Genomic DNA, 21,634 nt, shown 5'->3' on the forward strand with positions numbered 1-21,634 from the left:
GTTCCTGCAGGAACTGATTCCCAGGAATATTTTACCTCCCCATAAGAACTAACTTCAAAGTTCAATTGAGTTGCACCAGATCCAGCTTCTGCCAAATTCCAGCGAGTGATGAATCTGGTATTAATGTTATTGACTACCTGTGAAACTTGCGTACTTGTACTTCCTAAAGTAGCGGCATCGCCATCATAAACGGCGGTTATGGAATGTGTTGCAACTGTCAATGTAGAGGTAGAGAACGTTGCTATTCCGCTCCCGTTTAGAGTTCCGGTACCGAGTATCTCTGTGCCATTTTTAAATGTCACTGCCCCTGTGGCAATATAGGGAGAAACGGTTGCAGTAAAAGTTACGTTGTCGCCTACTATGGAGGGGTTTAGATTGGAACTAACATAAGTGGTGGTTTCATACTTATTTACGACCTGTTGTATAGGGGAACTGGAACTTGTGGCATTTTTATTATCTCCATTATAGCTTGCTGTAATGGAGTGCGTAGTGCCGGATAATGAGTAGGTTAGGAAAGTCGCTTTACCAGCACTCACGTTTCTTGTACCAAGTATTACAGAGCCATCTTTAAAAGTAACTGTTCCTGTAGCGTTATTTGGAGAAATGCGGGCTGTAAAAGTTACATCATCTTCTATCAAAGAAGGGTTTAGGTTTGAGCTTAGAGTAGTGGTAGTGGTTACTTTATTTACTACCTGAATAATCTCACTTGAGTTACTGGAAACATAATAATCGTTACCTAAATATTTTGCTGAAATAGTATGTGGTCCAGCCGATAAGGTGGAGGTTGTATATCGATAAGTCCCGTAGCCCAACATCCCTTCATGAACTATTACATCATCAATTGTAAAAGAAGCTAAACCCTCATACATAATATTATCGGGGGAGATAGTAGCGGTAAAAGTCACACTATTGCCCACTAATGAAGGGTTATCATCTGAGCTAACAACGGTGGTCGTATTAATTTTATTTACCACCTGTGAAACCGGAGCACTCGTACTGGCAGTATAGATAGCATCGCCGTGGTAAACGGCTGTAATGGAATGGGTGTCAACAGTCAATATGTCTATAGAATACGTAGCGACTCCATTGCTAATAGTACCCCAACCAATAATATTAGTGGTTCCGTCTAAAAAAGCAACGGAACCCGTTGCAATATTTGGAGTAACGGTAGCCGAAAAAGTTACACTGTCGGAATAGAATGATGGATTAAGATCTGAGGATAGACTGGTGGAGGTGGGGCAGTGTTTTTTATCACCTGTGATGGTCCATCCTCTGCCCCCTTCAGCTATTGGCATCACAAGCGTGTCTCTTTCAGCGAAGGCAACACAATACTTCATACCATAGGCACCCATTGTTCTATTTGGAGGGGCAAATGTTTTGAAGCCAAGAAGAGTTTCTTCGTAATTGGCTATATTCATTCCACAATTGCTTAAAAAACCTTCCAAGTTTACTGCCACATTAAACTTTGGAGCCCAGCTTGTCAAACTTTGATTGAAAAGGTTGGCTTGACTAAACATATTATACATATCGGTTACATTTGCAACATTCCAAGAACCAACGTTTTGATTGAAAGCACTGGCTAGGAAAAACATTGAACGCATATTAGTTACATTGACAACATTCCAAGAACCAATGTTTTGATTGAATGCACTGGCTTGGTAAAACATATAACTCATTTCGGTTACGTTGCCCACATTCCAAGAACCAATATTCTGATTAAATGCATTGGCTTTGTAAAACATTGAATTCATATCGTTTACGTTCGTTACAATCCATGAACTGATGTTTTGATTAAAGGCACTCGCTTCATCAAACATCCTCCTCATATCGGTAACCTTTGCCACATTCCATGAGCCGATATTTTGGTTGAACGTAGTATCAGAGCTAAACATATTACTCATGTCGGTTACATTGCCCACATTCCATGTGCCAATGTTTTGATTAAAAACACTAGCACTGCTAAACAGCACACTCATGTCGGTTACATTAGCTACATTCCATAATCCAATATTTGTAGGAGAATTCAAAGAAGAGCAGCCTGCGAACATCCTGCTCATATCAGTAACACCAGATAAGTCAGGCACATCAGTGGCACTTATGTTAAGGTTAGAACAACCATAAAAAGAAGAATTCATAGATGTCCAAGCAGCTGTACCCCATTGCTTTACGTCTATTATTTTGAATCGGTCGTAACCTAAATTAAGGACATCAAATTGTTTTAAATTAGCAGGATGGATACTGACATCTATGATGGCTCCAGCTGGTAAGTCTCTAATAGAGACTGCAGAAATGTTATCAGAAACGGTTCCAGAACCGGAAAGTCCTGTACCCGATGTTACTTCTTGCCAAGTGTAATTTACGGGACCACTTTTTCTAATGTTGAAATTTATACGGTTGTCTATAACTTCTTTGGATAAGTCCCAACGAGTGATAAATAATGTATCTTCTACTGGCGGTTCATTTCCAATGATTCTATGATCCGATTCATGAGCATTTACATAGGCTATAGATATGAAAAATGCACAAAGTGAAATAATCCATTTTATAAATAAATGCGTTTGGACAGTCTTTTCTTGTAAGTAGCTTTTCATTCAGGAGGTATTTTAACGCTTTAGTCTGATCTGGTCAATACCTTTAAGCCCCTCTGCGATTAAGAATAGGGTTGTTAAAAATAGCTGCAAGTGAACTTACAAGCTCATTTACTGGAATATTCTTTAACCAGTAAAAAAGGAGATATTTAAAGGTAGGTTTTTCTAAAGGATTAAATTTATAATAGGGCTGTAAGGTCACTCACTTGTGATGAAACGGGCTGGGCTGGTGATCAAAGTATTATTAGTTGGTTTCTTTTCGAAAGGCATAGGAAATGATACTCACAACAAACTCCATGTAAAGCCGAGACTTATAGCAAAAAAGGAAGGACTTTAAACCCTACTATTTAAACGGCACTCATCACTCAACGCAGCCCCCAATATCTGCCAGAAAGACAGATCCACTTTCAGTTTGGAAGCCAGGTTCTAAAATAACCGCAGCTCCGGCAGAAAAGGTGACACTAGCGTTTATTTTTATAATGGCACTTCCTGTTATGGTTTGGCCTGCGGAAATAATCTTGTTTTCTGATATTGATGTTGTTATATGCTCGGAAGCATTACAGTCTTTGGTTGTTTCAAGAATAACAGAATGTGCCGTATAAGTTACTGTAAATTGATAGCCAGAGATTGTTGGTAGATTGACTTGTGCAAACTCACCTGTTTTGCTTCCATAAAGCATCAACGTATCTTTTTGAGTACTTGCAGGATTGGCCAGGAAAGAAATATCTAAAACAGCATTACTTAAAACAGCCAAATCTCTTACTTCTAAAAGGTCTTCAGCAGCGGCTCCATCGAGCTGTATTTTTACTTGACCTTGACCTAAATCAAAGTCGCCTTCAACTAAAATATATCCGACACTTTGACCATCACCAGGTGCTATTTGGGCAGTTGCCGAATTTTCAAAAAGCAAGCCAAATTCAGTATATAAATAACCATTGTCTCCACTAATAATACCTTGATTGTAAAGCGTGTCGTAATTATAAAAATCCCAGTGGTTAAAAATGTTTCCAGAGGCTGAATTGGTAAATTTCCCTAAATTCTCAATGGTATTATCATTATGTAATGTGTCGTTATTCACAAAGCTTTTATTGTTAGCGAGGTATCCAAAGTCTCCCACATTTATTATTCCGTTGTTTGTAAAAAGGCTATCATTTATGAAGCTACCTTCGATGGTTAAATTGCTGTTTGCGTTTACCCCAACAATACCCTTATTAATCAAGGTGCCGTTTTCTGTAACCATATAATTTCCAGCAATATTAAATGTGCGATTTTCAGCAAAAATTACATTTCCTTGCCAATTGAAGGTTCCAGTTGGCAGTGGGGCATTATCGTAATCCAAAATCAAGTTACCGCCAGCATTTAGGTCTATTGAACCCAAGTTGTTTAATATGCTAGTACCCAGCTGTTTTAAACTCCCTTCAATTGCCAGAATTGCCCCAGAAGGAATATCAAATGCTGTTGAAACTTCCATACCTCCTAATTCGCCAATCGTCAATGTTCCACCACTTGCCCAATTGAATACATTGGCAGGTTTTTGAACTCCTACTTTATTTAAAACTAGGTTGCCTCCGTCATTTAAGTTTAAAACTCCTGTTGTTTCATTTGTTAAATTACCATTTGCGGTTAGCGTTCCATTGATAGCTAGTATATTATTGTTTTCAAAAGTGCCATCCACCATGAGTTCTCTTCCAGAAACGACATCAAATGGGCTTTGATTATCAAATATGGTATTTTCCGCAACTTTCACAATCCCTTTCACTTGCCAATCGAAATTTCCAGAAGGATAAGTAAATGAGCTTGGTCCAGGGTCTGATGGTGAAGTCTTATATTCAAGTGTTCCGTATGGCTTCAAAACCAGGTTGCCAAGGGAATTATCAAATGTACCCGATTGCGTTAATTTAGCCGTGCTGAAGATAGCTCCATTACCAATGTTTACAGTGCCTTTATTCGTGAATATACGACCGTAGGGAATTTCAAATGGCTCTGTAATTTCCATTGTACCAGTAGACCCAATTTCTATTTCTCCGCCTGTGTTCCAGTTCATTGAAGTAAGTGATGGAAATACTGTTGAATTGATGAGGTATTTACCCCCATTATTCAAGTTTAATAGGCCATTTCCAACAAGCCCACCATTGCTTACCAAAACACCATTTGTGTTAATGGTTAAAATACCTTCATTGTTAATGTTGCTAAATTGAGGAATGGTAAGAGAGCTAGCAAGCGTCAAAGTACTTTGTGGGCTAATGTTTAAATCTCCACCTTCTTGCCAATCAAAGTTACCAGATGGAAAAGTAACCGTTGGTGTTAAGAAATTCAGTTCCCCTCCAAATTTCAAGTTGATGGCGTCTGTATTGCTTAGATTACCAGCCAAAGAGACTTTTCCGTTAATATCGAGTGTGCTGGTATTATTAAAAGTACCACAGATAACGAGTTCTCTATTTGCCACTACCGAGAAAGGTGTAGCATTATCAAAAACTGTAAATGAATCAATTTTAATGACGCCACCTAAATTCCAGTTAAAGCTTCCATTTGGGAAGGCTACTGTTCCCGGGCTGGTTTCTAATGGTGAAGTTTTAAGGACTAGATAAGCTGCATCATTGAGGTCAAAAGTACCTTGATTGTCCAAACTTCCCATTTGTGTCAAACTTCCATTTTGATTAACAGTAAGTTGCCCTTTATTGGTCAAGGTTCTTTCGAAAGGTATGGTAAGTGAGTCAGTAAGTGTCAGAGCTCCTGTACTGGTAATCTCAAAAATGCCACCCGTATTCCAATTAAAATTTGTATTAGGAACACCAGTGGTAGCATCAGTTATCAGGTACTTACCTCCATTATTTAAATTGGTTATTCCAGTGCCATTATAGGTGCCACCATTAGCTAGAATTCCTAGATTATTGATGTTCAGAATTCCATTATTAGCCAATGTACTAGTGACAGGAATCCCTAATGAATCTGTTAAAGAAAGTGTACTGCCAGAATTAATTGAAATATCACCTCCGGAAACCCAATTGAAGGTTCCATTTGGCAGTAGGGCAGATGTTGTTTTATAAACTAACTGGCCCGTATTATTCAAATTGAAAATCCCCAGATTATTTACAGAACCGCCATTATCTATTTCTAATAACCCATCTATATCGAAGATACCCGTGGCTGGAATAGTCAAGGCGTTTGCTAAACCCATCGTGCCAATGGTTCCTATTTTTAGGGTTCCTGCATTCCATGCAAATCCAGCTCCCGGAACGGTGGCACTTGCTTTATCCAAAACCAGTTGCCCGGTAGTATTAAGGTTTAAAGCACCTTCGTTGATTTCTAAAGTTCCTTGTTCAGTTAAAACACCTCCAGAGTTAATATTAAAGGCTGCATTTTTTTCTATGCCTAAAGTCCCTCCTGTAGGAATCAATAATGAATTAGTCAAATCAAAAACGCTGGCAGTATCTATTGCTAATCTTCCTGCATTCCAATTAAAAGTGCCTGACGGTAAAACGGCAACTGCCTTTTTGATTCGGTATTCGCCGTCGGTATTCAGATTGAAAGTTCCTGAATTTGTTAGTGTACCAATTTCAGTTAGCGTTCCATTCGCATCCACATTTAGGTCGCCTGAATTCGTTAAGGTGCCGTGTTGAGTTAGAGCCCCATTGGCACTAATGTTTAGGGTACCGTTATTGTTTAATGTTCTTCCAATAGGAATAGAAAACGGACTTGTTAGTATCAGAGAAGTATTTGAAAAAACAGTGATATCACCACCATTCCATCTAAAATCTCCAGTAGGAAAAATAGCTAGTGGGTTTTTGAAATTTAAATTCCCACCACTATTTAGTTCAATAGTACCATCATTTTCCAGCAGTGAAGCTTGATTGAAAACATTGTTGCTAGAATTGATATTTACGGCACCATTGATAACTAATTTACCATTAGCAGGGATTTTTAAAGTATCAGAAAGGGCGAGTTCTCCCAATGACGAAACCTCGAGCGTAGAAACTGTATTCCAATTAAAGTCATTGATTAAAGGAAAAGAACTTCCAAACTCAACGGGATAAAACCCATCCCCTTTACGGTATGAAGAAAATGTATTTAATTTAATTCTACCACCTTCTTTCAATTCTAAACCTTGCCAATACGAAGCTCCAGAATTTACATTAAGTACACCTTCAACGATTAAATTTTGAACAGAAAGTGAATTTACGCTTTCTGATATATCGAGGACTCCATTTTGACCTATAATTAGATTTCCAGAATTATTAGAAGATAAGTGTAATGAAGATATAGTATTTCCTGATGTATTGAGTATTAAATCCCCTGAATTATAAAACCATTTATCGTTAGTAAGCACACTATTATTTACTAAAACGCCATTATTATAAATGAAGCTGTTATTACTTTGGGTATTCACCAGTGTGCCATTATTAATTAAAGAATCATTATTGGTGATGGTTCCTCCGTTATTTATACTGCTGCTACTCGGAATCACAATTTTACCATTATTCACCAAAACACCTGAATATGCTACAGTGAGGGGAGCAGTAACATTAAATGTTATCCCACTTCCTAATGTAACTATACCCTGTGTATTCCAGTTGAAATTTCCGTTGACCAGAAAGTCCGGGCTCTCGTTTAATATGATATTGCCGTAAGCATTTAAATCTATTGTGCCATTATTTGTCACTATAGCCCCAGGGTTTAGCTCTAAAGTTCCTCTATCTATAATAAAGCTACTTAAGGCAGGAATTGTAAAAGGCTGAGAGAGGGCCACTAAACCATCTTCTTTAATAGATACATCAGCCCCACTATTCCATATAAAATTTGCACTGGTTATAAAGTCGGTAGTATCTTTTATGACAAAACTACCTGTAGAATTTAAAGAAAGGATACCGTTATTGGCAATGTTCCCATTGGCATTAATTTGAAGCAAACCATCCACATTTAAAGTAGAAGCAGAGGGAATGGTCAGCGTATTTGCAAGATACATCTTGGCATTTCGACCGATAGTTAAATCTCCACCTGCTAGCCAATTGAATGTGCCGTCCAATGTAATATTTCCATTATTTAGCGTCAAACTACCCGCCGTATTTAGGTTTAAAGTATTGGTATTAGCTATAATGCCATTATTAAGAAAAATGCCATTGATATTACTTATGCCATTATTGGTAAAAGTTGCTCCAGAGTTATTGTTAATGGTTCCGTTATCATTTAAAATACCATTGACCGTCAAAAATCCATTATTATTGAAGGTACGGGCTGCATTTATATCCAAAACACCATCAGCTTGAAATTTCTTATTTGCAGGAATTGAAAAACCATCGGGTGCCTCATAGCTGCTGTTTTCGCCAATGATAATGCTGCTACCATCATTCCAAACAATCTTATTAAGGTCAAAATTGGCCTGTGTTTGGTTGAGACATAATCGGCTATTGGGAAAAGCGGTTAGTTTTACTACTCCATCGCCTATTAAGGCACCGCCTTGATTTATTTTAACCAAGCCATCGTTTTTTATGGTATCATTTACCGAGTAGGTGAGGGTGTCATTTAATATAAATACTCCATTAGATTGAAGACTAATTCTACCTGAGCCAAGGTTGAAGTCTTTGTTTTGGACTAAAGTATCTGTAATACTTAATGGACTCCATAAATTGATAGTGCCTTCATTGGTTAGTTTTTTATTTACGGAAAAAATACCGCCATCCATTTTTAGAATTCTCCCTATAGGAACGGTGTAAGGGCTGGCTAATGACAAATAAGCTCCTCCTCCCGAGGATAAAATCCCGCCTGTTTCCCAAATGAAATTTGCAGAAGGGGCAGGAAGTGTGGTATTATACCTTAAACTATACTCACCACCAGATTTTAAGTTGATAGTTCCGTTATTCGTAAGTGTGGAGGATATGTCTAATTTGCTGCCATTGTAAATATTAAATGTGGAGCCTAGTTCCAAGTTTAGGCTAGATCCACTACTTATTTGAACTTTTCCGTTGCTTTCAAATATTCCTCCACTAGGAATGGTTAATGGATTGTTGACAGAAAAATTAACACCAGAATTAACTATTATTTTCCCGCCGCTATTCCAAGTCATTTGGCCTAGGTCTGACCCAGAATTAAAATAAATGCTACCTGTAGCGTTTAATACAAAAGTCCCATTATTACTTATGCCACCTGAAAAACCAACTGTACCCACTCGTAATATTCCCGCTATTATTAAATTACTAGTTACTGGAACTGTAAACCCACTGGGAATAGTTAAATCTGCCAAAGCACCAATTGTTAAATTCCCACCCCATAAAGCAAAACCTGATAAAGATGTGGCTGTTGAATTATTCAAATTATAGTTGCCGGCGTATTGGTCAAAACTACCCAAGGAATTTAGAATGCCATTTTCTGATATTGATATATTGCCATAATTCTTAATTGTTGTACCTGTAACGGCCTGAATCTCACCAGCGTTTATGATATCCAGCGAACCATGGTTTTCAAACTTTTTATTATTATCCAAAGTCAATGTGCTATTTAAAGTCATGCTGCCCAATGAACCAATGGAGACTGTTGCAAAAGGATTCCATATGAAATTATTGTATGGAATGATTGTGTTGGGTGAATTTAAAATTAATTCTCCATATGAAAGCAGGTCTATTTTTCCTGTGCCATCAATTGTTCCAGAATTGGTCAAAGAAGCCCCTGAACCGATAATAACAGATTTATTATTGGTTAAAGTGCCGGAATTCGTCATAGGCCAGCCTATCGTCATGGTATCCGCATTAACCACAGTACCCGTATTATGAAATTCTGCTACTAAAGATTTAAATTCAGCATTATTATTAAATGTGCCATTATTGGTAAAAGTAGACTGAACTAGAATTTTACCATTGTTCTCAAAAACTCCGCTTGCACCAATGGTAAAAGGAGATTGTGTGCGTAAATAAGATGAAGCCCCTAGGGTCACTTTACCTCCATTCCAATTAACTGTACCCTCTGGCAATCCTAGCGTGAACGTACTGTTTTTGTTATAAAAAAGGTTCCCATTTGTATTTATATTGAAGATGCCTGTGAAGGTGCCTTCCGTATTTGTTATTTCATTAATTAGTTCAGCATTTGAACCATTCAATTCTATAAGCCCACTATTATTTATGGTACCAACACTTTTAATATCCCATAATGTGAAAATTGTAGCCCCTACTGTATTATTAATTGTTCCTGTGTTTACAATGGTATTATTACATTGGATAAAATTATTGTTGGTTACAGTTCCTTCATTTACAAAGAGATTTGTATTTACTATAAGAGTACCGTTATTTACGAAGAAGCCATTTATAGGAACTTCTAAAATAACAGCCACAACAAGACTCCCTGAGCTACCAATGGTTACTCCCCCCCCATCATATATAGTAAGATTAAAATCAACGGTATCAACGGTATTGACTATTAAATTCCCTCCATTGGATATGTCAATCCATCCATCGTGGTCAAGGAGTGTTGATCCGGGGTTTGCAGTTAAAACTCCCTCAATATTCAATACGGCATTCAAGGGTACAGTAAGTGGCGTGTTTAAAGACATATTTCCTGCAGGACCTATAGTTAATTGACTATATGCATTCCAAACAAATCCTGTAAAAATGGGAAATGTAATATTGGGATAGTTTAATACTAATTTTCCATTCAGTGTAACGGTTCCATTATTGACCAATGGATTATTCATCATGAGTCTACCCGTGATGGCCAATGTTTGTCCGGCAGCTATTGTAAGGTTGTCTAGCGTTACATTGCCACCAGTACCAATAATTACGGTACCGCCTGAATACCAATTAAGCGTACCATTGATAAGACTGGTGGCCGTTTTTCTTAATTCATAACTTCCGCCGTTATTAAGGTTAAATACCCCCGTATTATTCATGGTTCCAGGATCCAGAAACCAATTATTATTGGCAATAGTACCGTTGTTTGTTACCCCTCCGTAGTTGTAAAAACTTGAATTATTATGAAAAACACTTCCAGACTCTAAAGCTAAACTTCCAGATAGCTTATTGTCAAAAATACCACCACTCGAATTAATAAAATAAGGAGCTCCAAAGACGGAACTAAGCGTATAAACACCTGCATTGTTTACCACTCCAAAATTTGTGAAATTATGATTGTCCTGGGTTAGCGTACCATTATTTTCTATTATATTTTGAGCGTTTAAATATGAGTTATATATTGTTCCAGGGAAAGCTCCAAATGTTATGATTCCGTTGTTTGTAATATTTAAATCAATCTCACAGTGGCCAATAATTGTTACTTCATCGTCAGCATCAATAACAGTGCCTGGGTAATACGGTAGCCAATTAACCGGATTGGACCATACCTTGAAGTCTCCTGGGTTTGGAATCAAAGTGCCTGGAATTACGTAAACATTTCTGAAAGTAAAATTTTCAGCGTAGGAGCTTGAAGGTATCAGAGAAAGCAAAACGCAAAATGAAGCAAGCAGGCTTAGGCTTATTTGAAAATTTAGAAACTTTGCAAATGGTATCTTTGGATATGATTTCATATTAAAATTATATTTTAATTGATCAATACCTCTAATCCCTTCTGCGATTGAGAACAGGGATGTAAAAACCTGTAAGTGCTCTTACAAGTTTTTTAACTGATTATTCTTAGCCAGTTAAAAAATATGATACTGTAAGGAAGGCGTTATAGTTGGTTAAGCCAACTTTTTGGGCTGAAACGCCTCCCACTTGGGGTGAAACGGGCTGTACTGGTGGTGAGAAAATTTTAATCTGGAAATATTTGGGTTTCGTACTGCCGATTATTAAGTGAGAAATAATGATAGTAAAAAAATGGCAAATAAAATTGAGTCAAAAATCCATAGTTTTTGACTCAATTGAGTATTCGAAATTAGTTAAACAACAAGCTCGTTTAGCTCCATCTTTAATTTTGACATTTAACTATAACAGCTTTAAAAATACTGTATGGCAGCGTTTCAAATCCTGGATTTAGGACAACTGACCCGCCAGATTCAAAGAGTACGTTGGGAGCAGGAGTAAAAGTAGGATCACCAATTTTTTTGTTAGAAATAATGCTATTCGTTGCTTTTACTTTACGAGTACCAGTGGTGAAATCATTCGCTACGGTAATGTTCGGCGTTGCCACTAAAATATCGACAGACGCACCGCCTCCGGCAGAACACTGAACGAAATAAGTAGTGGTAACCGTAGGTGCGAAAGTGGCGGTTGTGCCTGTCTGTGTAGCTGGGCCGCCAAGCCAAGTTAATGTACCCGCACAGCCGCTTGCGGCGAGTTGGGTACTGGCTCCAGAGCAGATTACAGGATTAGATGGTGTAATGCTTATTAGTGCATTTCCTCCACAATTTACTGATTCTGAAATAGTAATAGAATTGGTGCTGGTTGTACAACCATTTGCCTCACAAAAAGCCGTGTAAGTGCCAGGCGATGAAATAGTACGGGAGCTGGTATTGGTTATTGAGGTCGTATTTGGTGAACTTGCAGGCGTACTCCAATGAAACACAGTACCAGCACTGCATGTACCAGTTAAAATGACTGATTCGCCTTTGCAAAGGCTTCCTTGATTTGCAGAAATGGTGGGGGGAGCTGCCACGATTACTTCGGCTACAAATTTCCTGATTGGCACTTTGCAGTCACTAGAAGTATAGCATTCTACATAATAACTTTGGGAAATTGTTGGCGTTTGTTTAAAACTATTACCTGTGCCAAAAGCCATGACCAAATCACTTGGGCTATTGTACCAATATGGATTTCCAGAGCTACAAGTAGTGGATAAAGTTATTTCAGCACCCAAACATATAACAGATTTATCTACCACAGGTGATACAGGCAAAACATTGTCAAAATCGAACGGAACGATCACGGTGCAAGCATCTGATGCTCTTGTGAATTTGGCAAATAAACCCTGACTGCCAGCAGGTAAGCTGCCGTTTGCGGCAAACATTCCGTTCGCTAAGTTATATGTTCCAGCGGAGTTGATGGCAGCTGCGTCTGTAAAAATACCGTCAATGGTAATGTCATTTGAAGCTCCAATAGTAAAAATCGGGCAACTATTGGTAAGCACAAGAGCATTATTGGTAATGCCGCTTACTGTATTTGCTTTTAGCATTCCATTGTTTGTAAACGTAGCTGTATTTACAAAATCATAGGTATTGGGCATTTGCAATAGTCCCGAATTGGTGGTGGTTCCACTACCCGTGTACATACCACTTTTCATGATAACTTTACCGCAATTTCTATTCGTTATAAACGCAGGTGATACGTTAGAAACTCCCGTACCAGAGTTTATATTTATACTACCCTCATTATATAAAGCGGTACTTCCTTGTAAGCTAAGAGCCAAGCCTGCCCCATCGTAATTGATAACACCGTGGTTTACAAAAGTCAAATGATCACTTGGTTGGGCTACCTCTATTCCAATGCCATTTTTTATGTTTATGATACCGGTGGCATAGTTTGTAAAAACGGAAGCTGTAGAACCACCCACACCTATGGCCTCATCTGTGCTATTGATGTTCATGGTACCATTGTTATAAACTTTACTATTGAATCTTTGTAAGTAGATGTACGCATCTATGGCGGCATTGGTGTTTGATTCTACGTTTATAGTGCCATTGTTGGTAAGCGTACCATATACCAGAATTCCTTTGTCCCCACCATCATTGCCACGTACATTCAATGTACCACTTGAACTAAGAGTTAATGACGCCAGATAATTAATTTCTAGCACTTTAATGTCTGGCACCAAACCGTTTATTACTGGTTGGTTGAATCTACTTGGGATTATAACTTTGGCATTACTAATATCGGGTACCCAAGCAGGATCCCAGTTACAAGCTGTGTTCCAGTCAGTGCTTACATTACCAGTCCATGTAATGTCAACATCACCAGGCGTGCTAAAAAGTGGTGAACAAATCCGTGTTCCTTGAATATCAAAACGGAATGTACTATCTGTTAAGTCATCGCTCATTATGTTTACCGTGTGGACAGTTAATCCTAAACTTGAAGGATTAAAGGTGATTTCAAAAGTAGTACTTCCTCCAGGGCCTATGATTGGAGATGTGGGCTCTTGCGTAACTATAAAGTCTGATGAAACAGGTCCAGCAATTAGCACTTTTGGATTTCCAGTTAAGTTTAAAACCCCAGTTCCAGTATTTTCAATGGTAAATGTTCTTGTTAGGATAGTTCCCGATGTATTACCAAAATCTGTATGATCATCATGATTTGGGCTTGTATTACCATTGATTATACTCGTATTATTGCCTTTCACGTTTATATTGAGACAGCTATTGGTGTAAGTATCTCCTGAAAACCTCCAAGCCTTTCCAATTAGGTTATCTCTAGCTGTAAGGCCTGCACAATAATTTAGAGGACTTGAAAGTCCTAAGTTTTTATTGGTGTAAGCAGCCAGATCCCAGGCAATGAGCATGTTGTCATAATTGGTCAAATCAATTCCTGTGTTTTGGAACACGTTTGCCATATTAGTAATGCCGACTAGATTCCACGCTCCCATGTTTTGATTAAATGTGGAGGCTCCATAGAACATAGCACCTATATTGGTTATACCGTTTACATCCCAAGCACTAATGTCTTGATTAAAGGTAGTTGCATTCCGAAACATATTTGACAAATCGGAAACAGAACTCAAATTTGGTGTATCGCTGGCAATTACGTCGAGATTGTTACAACCAAAAAATGCAAAGGACATGCTTGTCCAAGCTATATCTCCCCATTGGTCTATGGAAAGTATTTTACTTTTATCGCCACCATCATTAAAATATATTCTTGGGAAAGCTCCTTTTATGGCTACGGTGTAAGTACCTGCTACACCATAATCATGGGTGGCAATACCTGTGAGACCAAAGGAGTCAAAAGTACCATCGTTGTTCCAGTCCACATCATAGAAGTATCCAGAGCCAGAGGCGGGTATAGTAATGCTAGTGCTATTTGACGAGCCTGGGCTGAGATTATCTGTTTTCCAAGTGCTGATAAAGGAGTTTCCGCCATACCCTTGTATGGCAAAAGTATAACGATTCTCGCTTGCATCGTTGTTATATATTATAACTGATGCTGTTCTAAGTCCTGTGGCCGATGGGTCAAAGCTTATTTGAAAGGTGGTGGTGCCAGTGTTGGCTTCTACTACATTGAAAGGTGGCGTAGTTACTGTAAAATCTGATGCATGAATACCACTAATGTATACCAAAGGAAATCCTGTTAAGTGTAAAACTTCTGATCCTGTGTTAGCTATGGTGAAAGTTCTTATCGTGGTACCAGAAGCTACACTTTGCGAGCCAAAATCGGTGAGGTCGGTAAAACTTGGTGTATTATCGCCATTGGATATAGAAACATTATCCCCTTTTATGTCTATTTCTGAGAAGCAATCATTGCTAAAGGAATCTCCAATGATAGTCCAGCCTTTGCCACCATTAGCTATTGAATTAATCAAATTAGTTCTAGCAATAGTTTCACAGTATTGCAATCCCGAGGCTCCTAAACCTATACCTGTAACAGTACCCTTATTAAAACCGTAAAGAGTTAATTGGTAGTTTGAAAGTGACATGCCACTATTACTTAATAAATTATATAACCCAACATTAGAACGGAATCTCGGTCCCCAATCCCCGATGTTTTGATTAAAAGCAGATGCATCCTGGAACATACCACTTAAATCATTTACACTACTTATATCCCATTCCCGAATGTCTTGATTAAATGCAGACGCCCAACTGAACATTTGACTCATGGTTGTCACATTGCTAACATCCCATTCGCCAATGTATTGATTAAAACTGGATGCCAAAAAGAACATGGAATGCGAATCGGTTACACCACTTACATCCCAATTGCCAATATCTTGATTGAAACTGGATGCCATAAAGAACATTCCAAATGTTATAAACACATTACTTACATCCCATTCCCCTATGTCTTGATTAAATGCAGACGCCCCACTGAACATATAAGTCATATCAATAACAGCCCCGACATCCCAATCTCCAATGTCTTTATTAAAGGATGTTGCCGACTGGAACATTGCACTCATGTCTGTCACGTTGCTAACATCCCAATCTCCAATATCTTGATTAAAGGCAGTAGCTTCATTGAACATGTAAGCCATATCTGTAACACTACTAAGATTTGGAACATCTAAGGCAGTAATGCTTAAATTCGTACAGCCGTGAAATGCGAGTCGCATGCTCGTCCAAGCCGTGGTGCCCCACTGTCTTACATCAATAAGTCGAATTTTATCTGCTCCATTATATGAATTGAATCGTTTGAAATTTGTGGGAGAAATACTTAGGTCGATGGTAGCATTTGTGGGCAGTCCTGAAATTGTTGCTGTTGTTCCGGTAAAGGTTCCCGAACCTTTATTTGAAGGTGTATTTATGTCTTGCCAGGTATAACGAACAGCACCATTGGTTCCAACGTTAAAACTTATTTGATCATTCGTGCCTGAGCCTGTTTTGGACAAATCCCAGCGGGTAATAAATGGGGCTTGAACTTCTTGGTTAACCGCATTTGAAATTGAACTTGCATTAATTTGTTCACCAGTATATTCAGCGGTTATAGTATGTGAGCCTATGGCTAGTGTAGATGTGGGAAAAGTTGCAATTCCGGCAGAAATGGTGGCCGTGCCAAGGACATTTACACCATCTTTAAATGTCACCGTTCCCGTAACTGATAATGGGTTTATGGTAGCGGTAAATTCCACGGATTCATTCTCAAAAGATGGATTGATATCAGCAACAAGGGTAGTAGTAGTACAACCTAAAACATCTCCCGTAATTGTCCATCCGTTGCCAAGCAGACTTGTCCGAGCCGTTTCACCTGCACAATAGTGTAAGGGACTTACATCGGCCAAGTTTTTATTGACGTATCCTGCTGCATCCCAAGCGATGAGTATTTTGTCGTAATTGTCTGCTGATATGCCGGAAGACTTAAAGATGTTAATCATACTCGTGGCATTTGTAATATTCCAATCCCCGATGTTTTGATTAAAGGCAGCAGCACTACTGAACATTTCAGTCATATTTATCACTTGACTAACATCCCAATTCCCAATGTCTTGATTAAAGGCTTGGGCAACACCGAACATATTAAACATAGATGCTACTTGACTAACATCCCAATGGCCAATGTTTTGATTAAAAGCAATCGCGGTGTTGAACATTGAAGACATTTCTGTTACTTTACTTACATCCCATCCCCCAATGTTTTGATTAAAGGATGTTGCCGAATAGAACATTGCAGCCATGTTTGTCACGTTGCTTACATCCCAATCTCCAATATCCTGATTAAAGGATGATGCAAAAAAGAACATAAAAGACATATCGCTTACGCCGCTAAGGTTTGGCTTATCAAGGGCATTTATACTTAAATTACCACAGCCGTAAAACGCCCTGTTCATGCTTGTCCAAGCTGTGGTACCCCACTGTTTTACATCAATAAGTCGTGCTTTATCAGCCCCGTCATTTATAAAGAAACGTTTGAAATTTGTCGGCGAAATGCTTAGGTCAATTGTTGCATTTGCAGGCAATCCTGTAATTGTTGCTGGTGATCCAGTGAAGGTTCCCGAACCTTTATTTGAAGGTGTATTTATGTCTTGCCAGGTATAACGAGCACCATTGGTTTCAACTTCAAAGCTTATTTCATCATTCGTACCTGAGCCTGTTTTGGACAAATCCCAGCGGGTAATGAATGGGGCTTGAACTTCTTGGTTAACCGCATTTGAAATTGAACTTGCATTAATTTGTTCACCAGTATATTCGGCGGTGATAGCATGTGAGCCTATGGCTAGTGTAGATGTGGGAAAAGTTGCAACTCCGGCAGAAATGGTGGCCGTGCAAAGTACATTTACACCATCTTTAAATGTCACTGTTCCCGTAGCTGATAATGGGTTTATGGTAGCTGTAAATTCCACGGATTCATTCTCAAAAGATGGATTAATATCAGCAACAAGGTTAGTAGAAGTACAACCTAAAACATCTCCCGTAATGGTCCATCCCTTGCCAAGAAGGCTTGACCGAGCCGTTTCGCCTTCACAATAGTGCAAGGGACTTACATCGGCCAAGTTTTTATTGACGTATCCTGCTGCATCCCAAGCGATGAGTATTTTGTCGTAATTGTCTGCTGATATTCCTGAACCTATAAATATGTTAGTCATATCGGTCGTTTCACTTATATCCCAATCCCCAATATTCTGATTAAATGAACTGGCACCTTCCAGCATTCTAGACATATTTGTTATGGAACTTGTAGACCAAAAACCTATATCCTGATTAAAGTTAGAAGCATAAGCAAACATACCGGATATATCCGTTACAGCACTTAAATCAGGGGCATCTCTAGCACTTATAATTAAATTGGAACAAAGGCTAAAAGCATCCTGCATACTTATCCAATTGCTTGTTCCCCATTGCCTTAAATCGATTAGTCGTTCGTTATCTACATTTGGGCCTTGGCTTATATGGAACTGTTGGAAATTGGTTGGAGTAACCATCAGGTCAACAGTCGCCCCAGTGGGTAAGCCAGTAATGGTTGCAGGAGAGCTAGAGAATGTTCCAGATCCGGAATTTGCAGTGTTGTTAATGTCCACCCAAGAATAATTTACTGCTCCAGTTGTGCTTACTCCAAAACTAATTTGATTAGTTCCTGAACCCGCTATAGACAAATCCCATCGGGTGATAAATTCTGGAGTACGGACAACTTGATCAATTGCATTTGAAATTGAACTTGCATTAAGATGATCACCATTGTATTCGGCAGTAATGGTATGAGATCCTAATGTCAAGGTAGACGTTGTTAAACTTGCCGTTCCGCCAGCTACGGTAGAAGTACCTAAGGTAATTATTCCATTCTTAAATGTCACTGTTCCCGTAGCTGATAAAGGGCTAACAGTGGCGGCAAATTCCACAGATTGGTTCTCCAAGGAAAGTCTGCTATCAACCGCAAGAAGGGTAGTGGTACATCCTGAGACATCTCCAGTGATAGTCCAACCTTTGTTATTGATAAGGTTTGTTCGAGCTGTTTCACCTGCACAATAACGTAAGGGACTTACATCGCCTAAGTCTTTACCGCTGTATCCTGCTGCGTTCCACGCAATAAGTATATTATCGTAATTGCTTAATGAGATATCTGTACCTTTTAAAATGTCGACCATATTAGTTACCGCATCAACATTCCAAGCACCTAAATCTTGATTGAAAGCAACTGCTTCAGAAAACATTGCCTCCATATTAGTAACCTTATTCACTTTCCACCCTCCTATGTTTTGGTTAAAAACAGATGCTCCATAAAACATAGTAGACATGTCGGTTACCGAATTTACATCCCAAGAACTTATATTTTGATTAAAGGCGGAGGCACCACCAAACATGTTGGACATATTGATTACTTCACTTACGTCCCAAGCTCCAATATTCTGATTAAATGAACTGGCACCTTCGAACATACTAGACATGTTTGTTACCGTACTACCTACAGTCCACGCACCTATATCTTTATTAAAATTAGTAGCATAAGCAAACATACCAGACATATCAGTAACCGCACTTAAATCAGGGATGTCATTGGCACTTATAATTAAATTGAAACAAATGCTAAAAGCATTTTGCATACTTTCCCATTTGGTGGTACCCCAATTCCTAACATCAATTAGTCGCTGATTATCTACATTAGGCTCCGAACTAATATAAAACCGTCGAAAATTGGTCGAATCTATACTTAAGTCAATAGTGGCACCAACCGGCAAACCTGAAATAGTGGCTTGACTACCCGAAAAAGCACCTGAACCCGTATTCCCAGGGGTATTAATGTCTTGCCAAGTATAACTCACTGAACCCACTGTAGCAACATTGAAGCTTATTTCTGTAGCTATAGGCCCTGTTTTGGACAAATCCCATCGTGTGATAAATTCTGTACTGCGAACTAAATGGTTTAAATCACTCGAAGTTGACATTGAATAAGTTGCGTCGCCGCCGTATTCGGCAGTTATAGCATGTGTGCCTAATGATAATGCCGATGTGGACAAACTTGCTGTTCCGCCTATTATCACAGCGGAGCTGAGTAAATTTTCTCCGTCTTTAAATGTGATGGTACCAGTGGCGTCGGCAGGTAAAATTGTTGCAGTAAATAGGACAGTTTCACCAAGCAAAGAAGGATTAATGTCTGCAACAAGCGTTGTGCTAGAACAATCTAAGAAAACATCGTCGGCAATAGACCAGCCTTTATTGATAAGATTTACCCGAGCCACAAAAGCATCACAGTATTCCAAACCTGTCGCACTACCCAAATCTTTATTGGTATATCCTGCGGCATCCCAACCGATGAGTATCTTGTCGTAATTAGTTACGGATATTCCTGAATTGGAGAAGATGCTGCTAATTGAAGTTACATTGGTAATATCCCAAGCACTTATATCCTGATCAAAGGCACTCGCTGTAGCAAACATCCATGACATATCGGTAACATTACTAACATCCCATGAGCTAATGTCTTGATTAAAGGAAGTTGCTGTGGAAAACATAAAAGACATATCTGTTACGGCGTTCAAATCGGGTGCATCTATGGCATTTATGCTTAGATTTAAGCATGCGTAAAACATAGAGCCCATACCTGTCCAGGCGGTAGACCCCCATTGTCTTACATCTGTTAATCGTGGGTTATCTATACCCGTTATCCAGAAACGCTGTAAATTAGTAGGTGAGAGACTTACGTCAATAGTAGCATCTGTGGGTAAACCTGTAATGGTAGCCGTGTTTCCGGTAATTAGCCCTGAACCATTTGCTGCCGAATTGATGTCTTGCCAGGTATAACTTATATCGCCAGATGAAGCAACACTAAAGCTTATTTCATTCGTACCAGATCCGGCACTTTTGGTTAAATCCCAACGAGTGATAAATGGTAAGTCTACGAGTAGATTGCTTTCCAGTTTATCTCTATGTATAAGGAATTTAGAATTTGGGGATGTAACACTTCCGGAATTCGCTTTTTCCATCTCGCCTGCCGTTACATTTAAGAACAGAAAAATGAAGGCGATAATTAGTTCCCACTTGAAAGTGTATCTGTTAGAATTCATACTTAGCGATTTTAAATTGATTTCTTTAATCAATATCTATAAGCCCTTCTGCGGTTAAGAATAGGGATGTTAAAAATACTTGTAAGTAGCCTTACAAGCTCATTTACTGGCACACTCTTAAGTCTGTATCTGAATGATAACGGAATGTAGTTCTATCGCTAGTCTAATACTAATAAAAGGGCTGAAACGCCCTGCACTTGGTGTGAAACGGGTTGGGCTGGTGATGAGAAAAAAAGGCGTAGACAAAAAGAGCCTATAGAATTAGACTACATCACCTCTATTCTTTTGACCAATTCTTCTGCATATGTTTTTGTAATCGGTATTTCAGATTCTAAGATGGTGACTAAAGTGGGCTCAAACTTGGTCATATAATCCAGGTTAACGGCATACGATTTATGCGTTCGGAAGAAGTTGGGTCTATTTATTTTTTCCAGAAAATGGCTGAGGCTCATTCTTATAAGTTCTTTTTTTTCTGCTAAATGAATTTCTATATAATTCCCTTCTGCTTTGAGCCAAAGGATATCACTAATTGAAAGCTTCGTATAACGATACTTTTCTTTGATAAAGAGGGCATCTTTTATGACCAGTCCCTCCGTTTCTGACTTTTCGGTTTTCTCTCCTGCTATTTTTAATAAAGCCAGCTCTATGGCTGTAAAAAGTTGTTCTTTCTTAAAGGGTTTAACAAGGTAATTTGTTGGGTTTACAGCATTGGCTCTTTGAATAGTGGGGCCGTCGGAGTAGGAGGTTGTGAATATAAACGGAACATTGAATCGTTCGTTAATGACTTCGGCTAGGTCAATGCCATCTTTTTTACCACCCAGATTTACATCTAAAAGGATTAGGTCGGGTGATTCCTCTTCTAATCGCTCTAAGGCCTCTTCGTAATCCATGGCTGTTTCCATGAGATCATAGCCCATTGCTTCCAGCATGTTCTCCATATCTGCCGCAATGATTCCCTCGTCTTCTACAAGTAAAATTTTAATCATATA

General features: G+C 38.8%; 4 protein-coding genes. All 4 read right to left on the reverse strand.

The genetic code is table 11. The features are described 5' to 3' along the window. Positions 1 to 2,591: BspA family leucine-rich repeat surface protein (locus ACTBZY_RS22315; RefSeq protein WP_463048610.1), on the reverse strand; the 2,591-nt coding region annotated here is incomplete at its 3' end. A 358-nt stretch (positions 2,592 to 2,949) separates the two neighbouring features. Continuing rightward, entirely contained in the window at positions 2,950 to 11,094 is an 8,145-nt protein-coding gene (locus ACTBZY_RS22320) for a 3-coathanger stack domain-containing protein (RefSeq protein WP_463048611.1), read from the reverse strand. Between the two features lie 380 nt (positions 11,095 to 11,474). Continuing rightward, positions 11,475 to 20,645: a BspA family leucine-rich repeat surface protein gene (locus ACTBZY_RS22325; protein ID WP_463048612.1), complete on the reverse strand. Its 9,171-nt coding sequence runs from the start codon at positions 20,643 to 20,645 to the stop codon at positions 11,475 to 11,477. A 266-nt stretch (positions 20,646 to 20,911) separates the two neighbouring features. After that, positions 20,912 to 21,631, reverse strand: coding sequence for a LytR/AlgR family response regulator transcription factor (locus ACTBZY_RS22330; RefSeq protein WP_463048613.1), 720 nt, complete (start codon positions 21,629 to 21,631; stop codon positions 20,912 to 20,914). Between the last annotated feature and the right edge of the window lie 3 nt (positions 21,632 to 21,634).

The organism is Arcticibacterium sp. (assembly GCF_055134445.1).

What these genes read in the sequence shown, in the direction of transcription:
- ACTBZY_RS22325 (WP_463048612.1), bottom strand. Translation starts at nt 20,645, where the DNA reads ATGAATTCTAACAGATACACTTTCAAGTGGGAACTAATTATCGCCTTC.
- ACTBZY_RS22330 (WP_463048613.1), bottom strand. Translation starts at nt 21,631, where the DNA reads ATGATTAAAATTTTACTTGTAGAAGACGAGGGAATCATTGCGGCAGAT.
- ACTBZY_RS22320 (WP_463048611.1), bottom strand. Translation starts at nt 11,094, where the DNA reads ATGAAATCATATCCAAAGATACCATTTGCAAAGTTTCTAAATTTTCAA.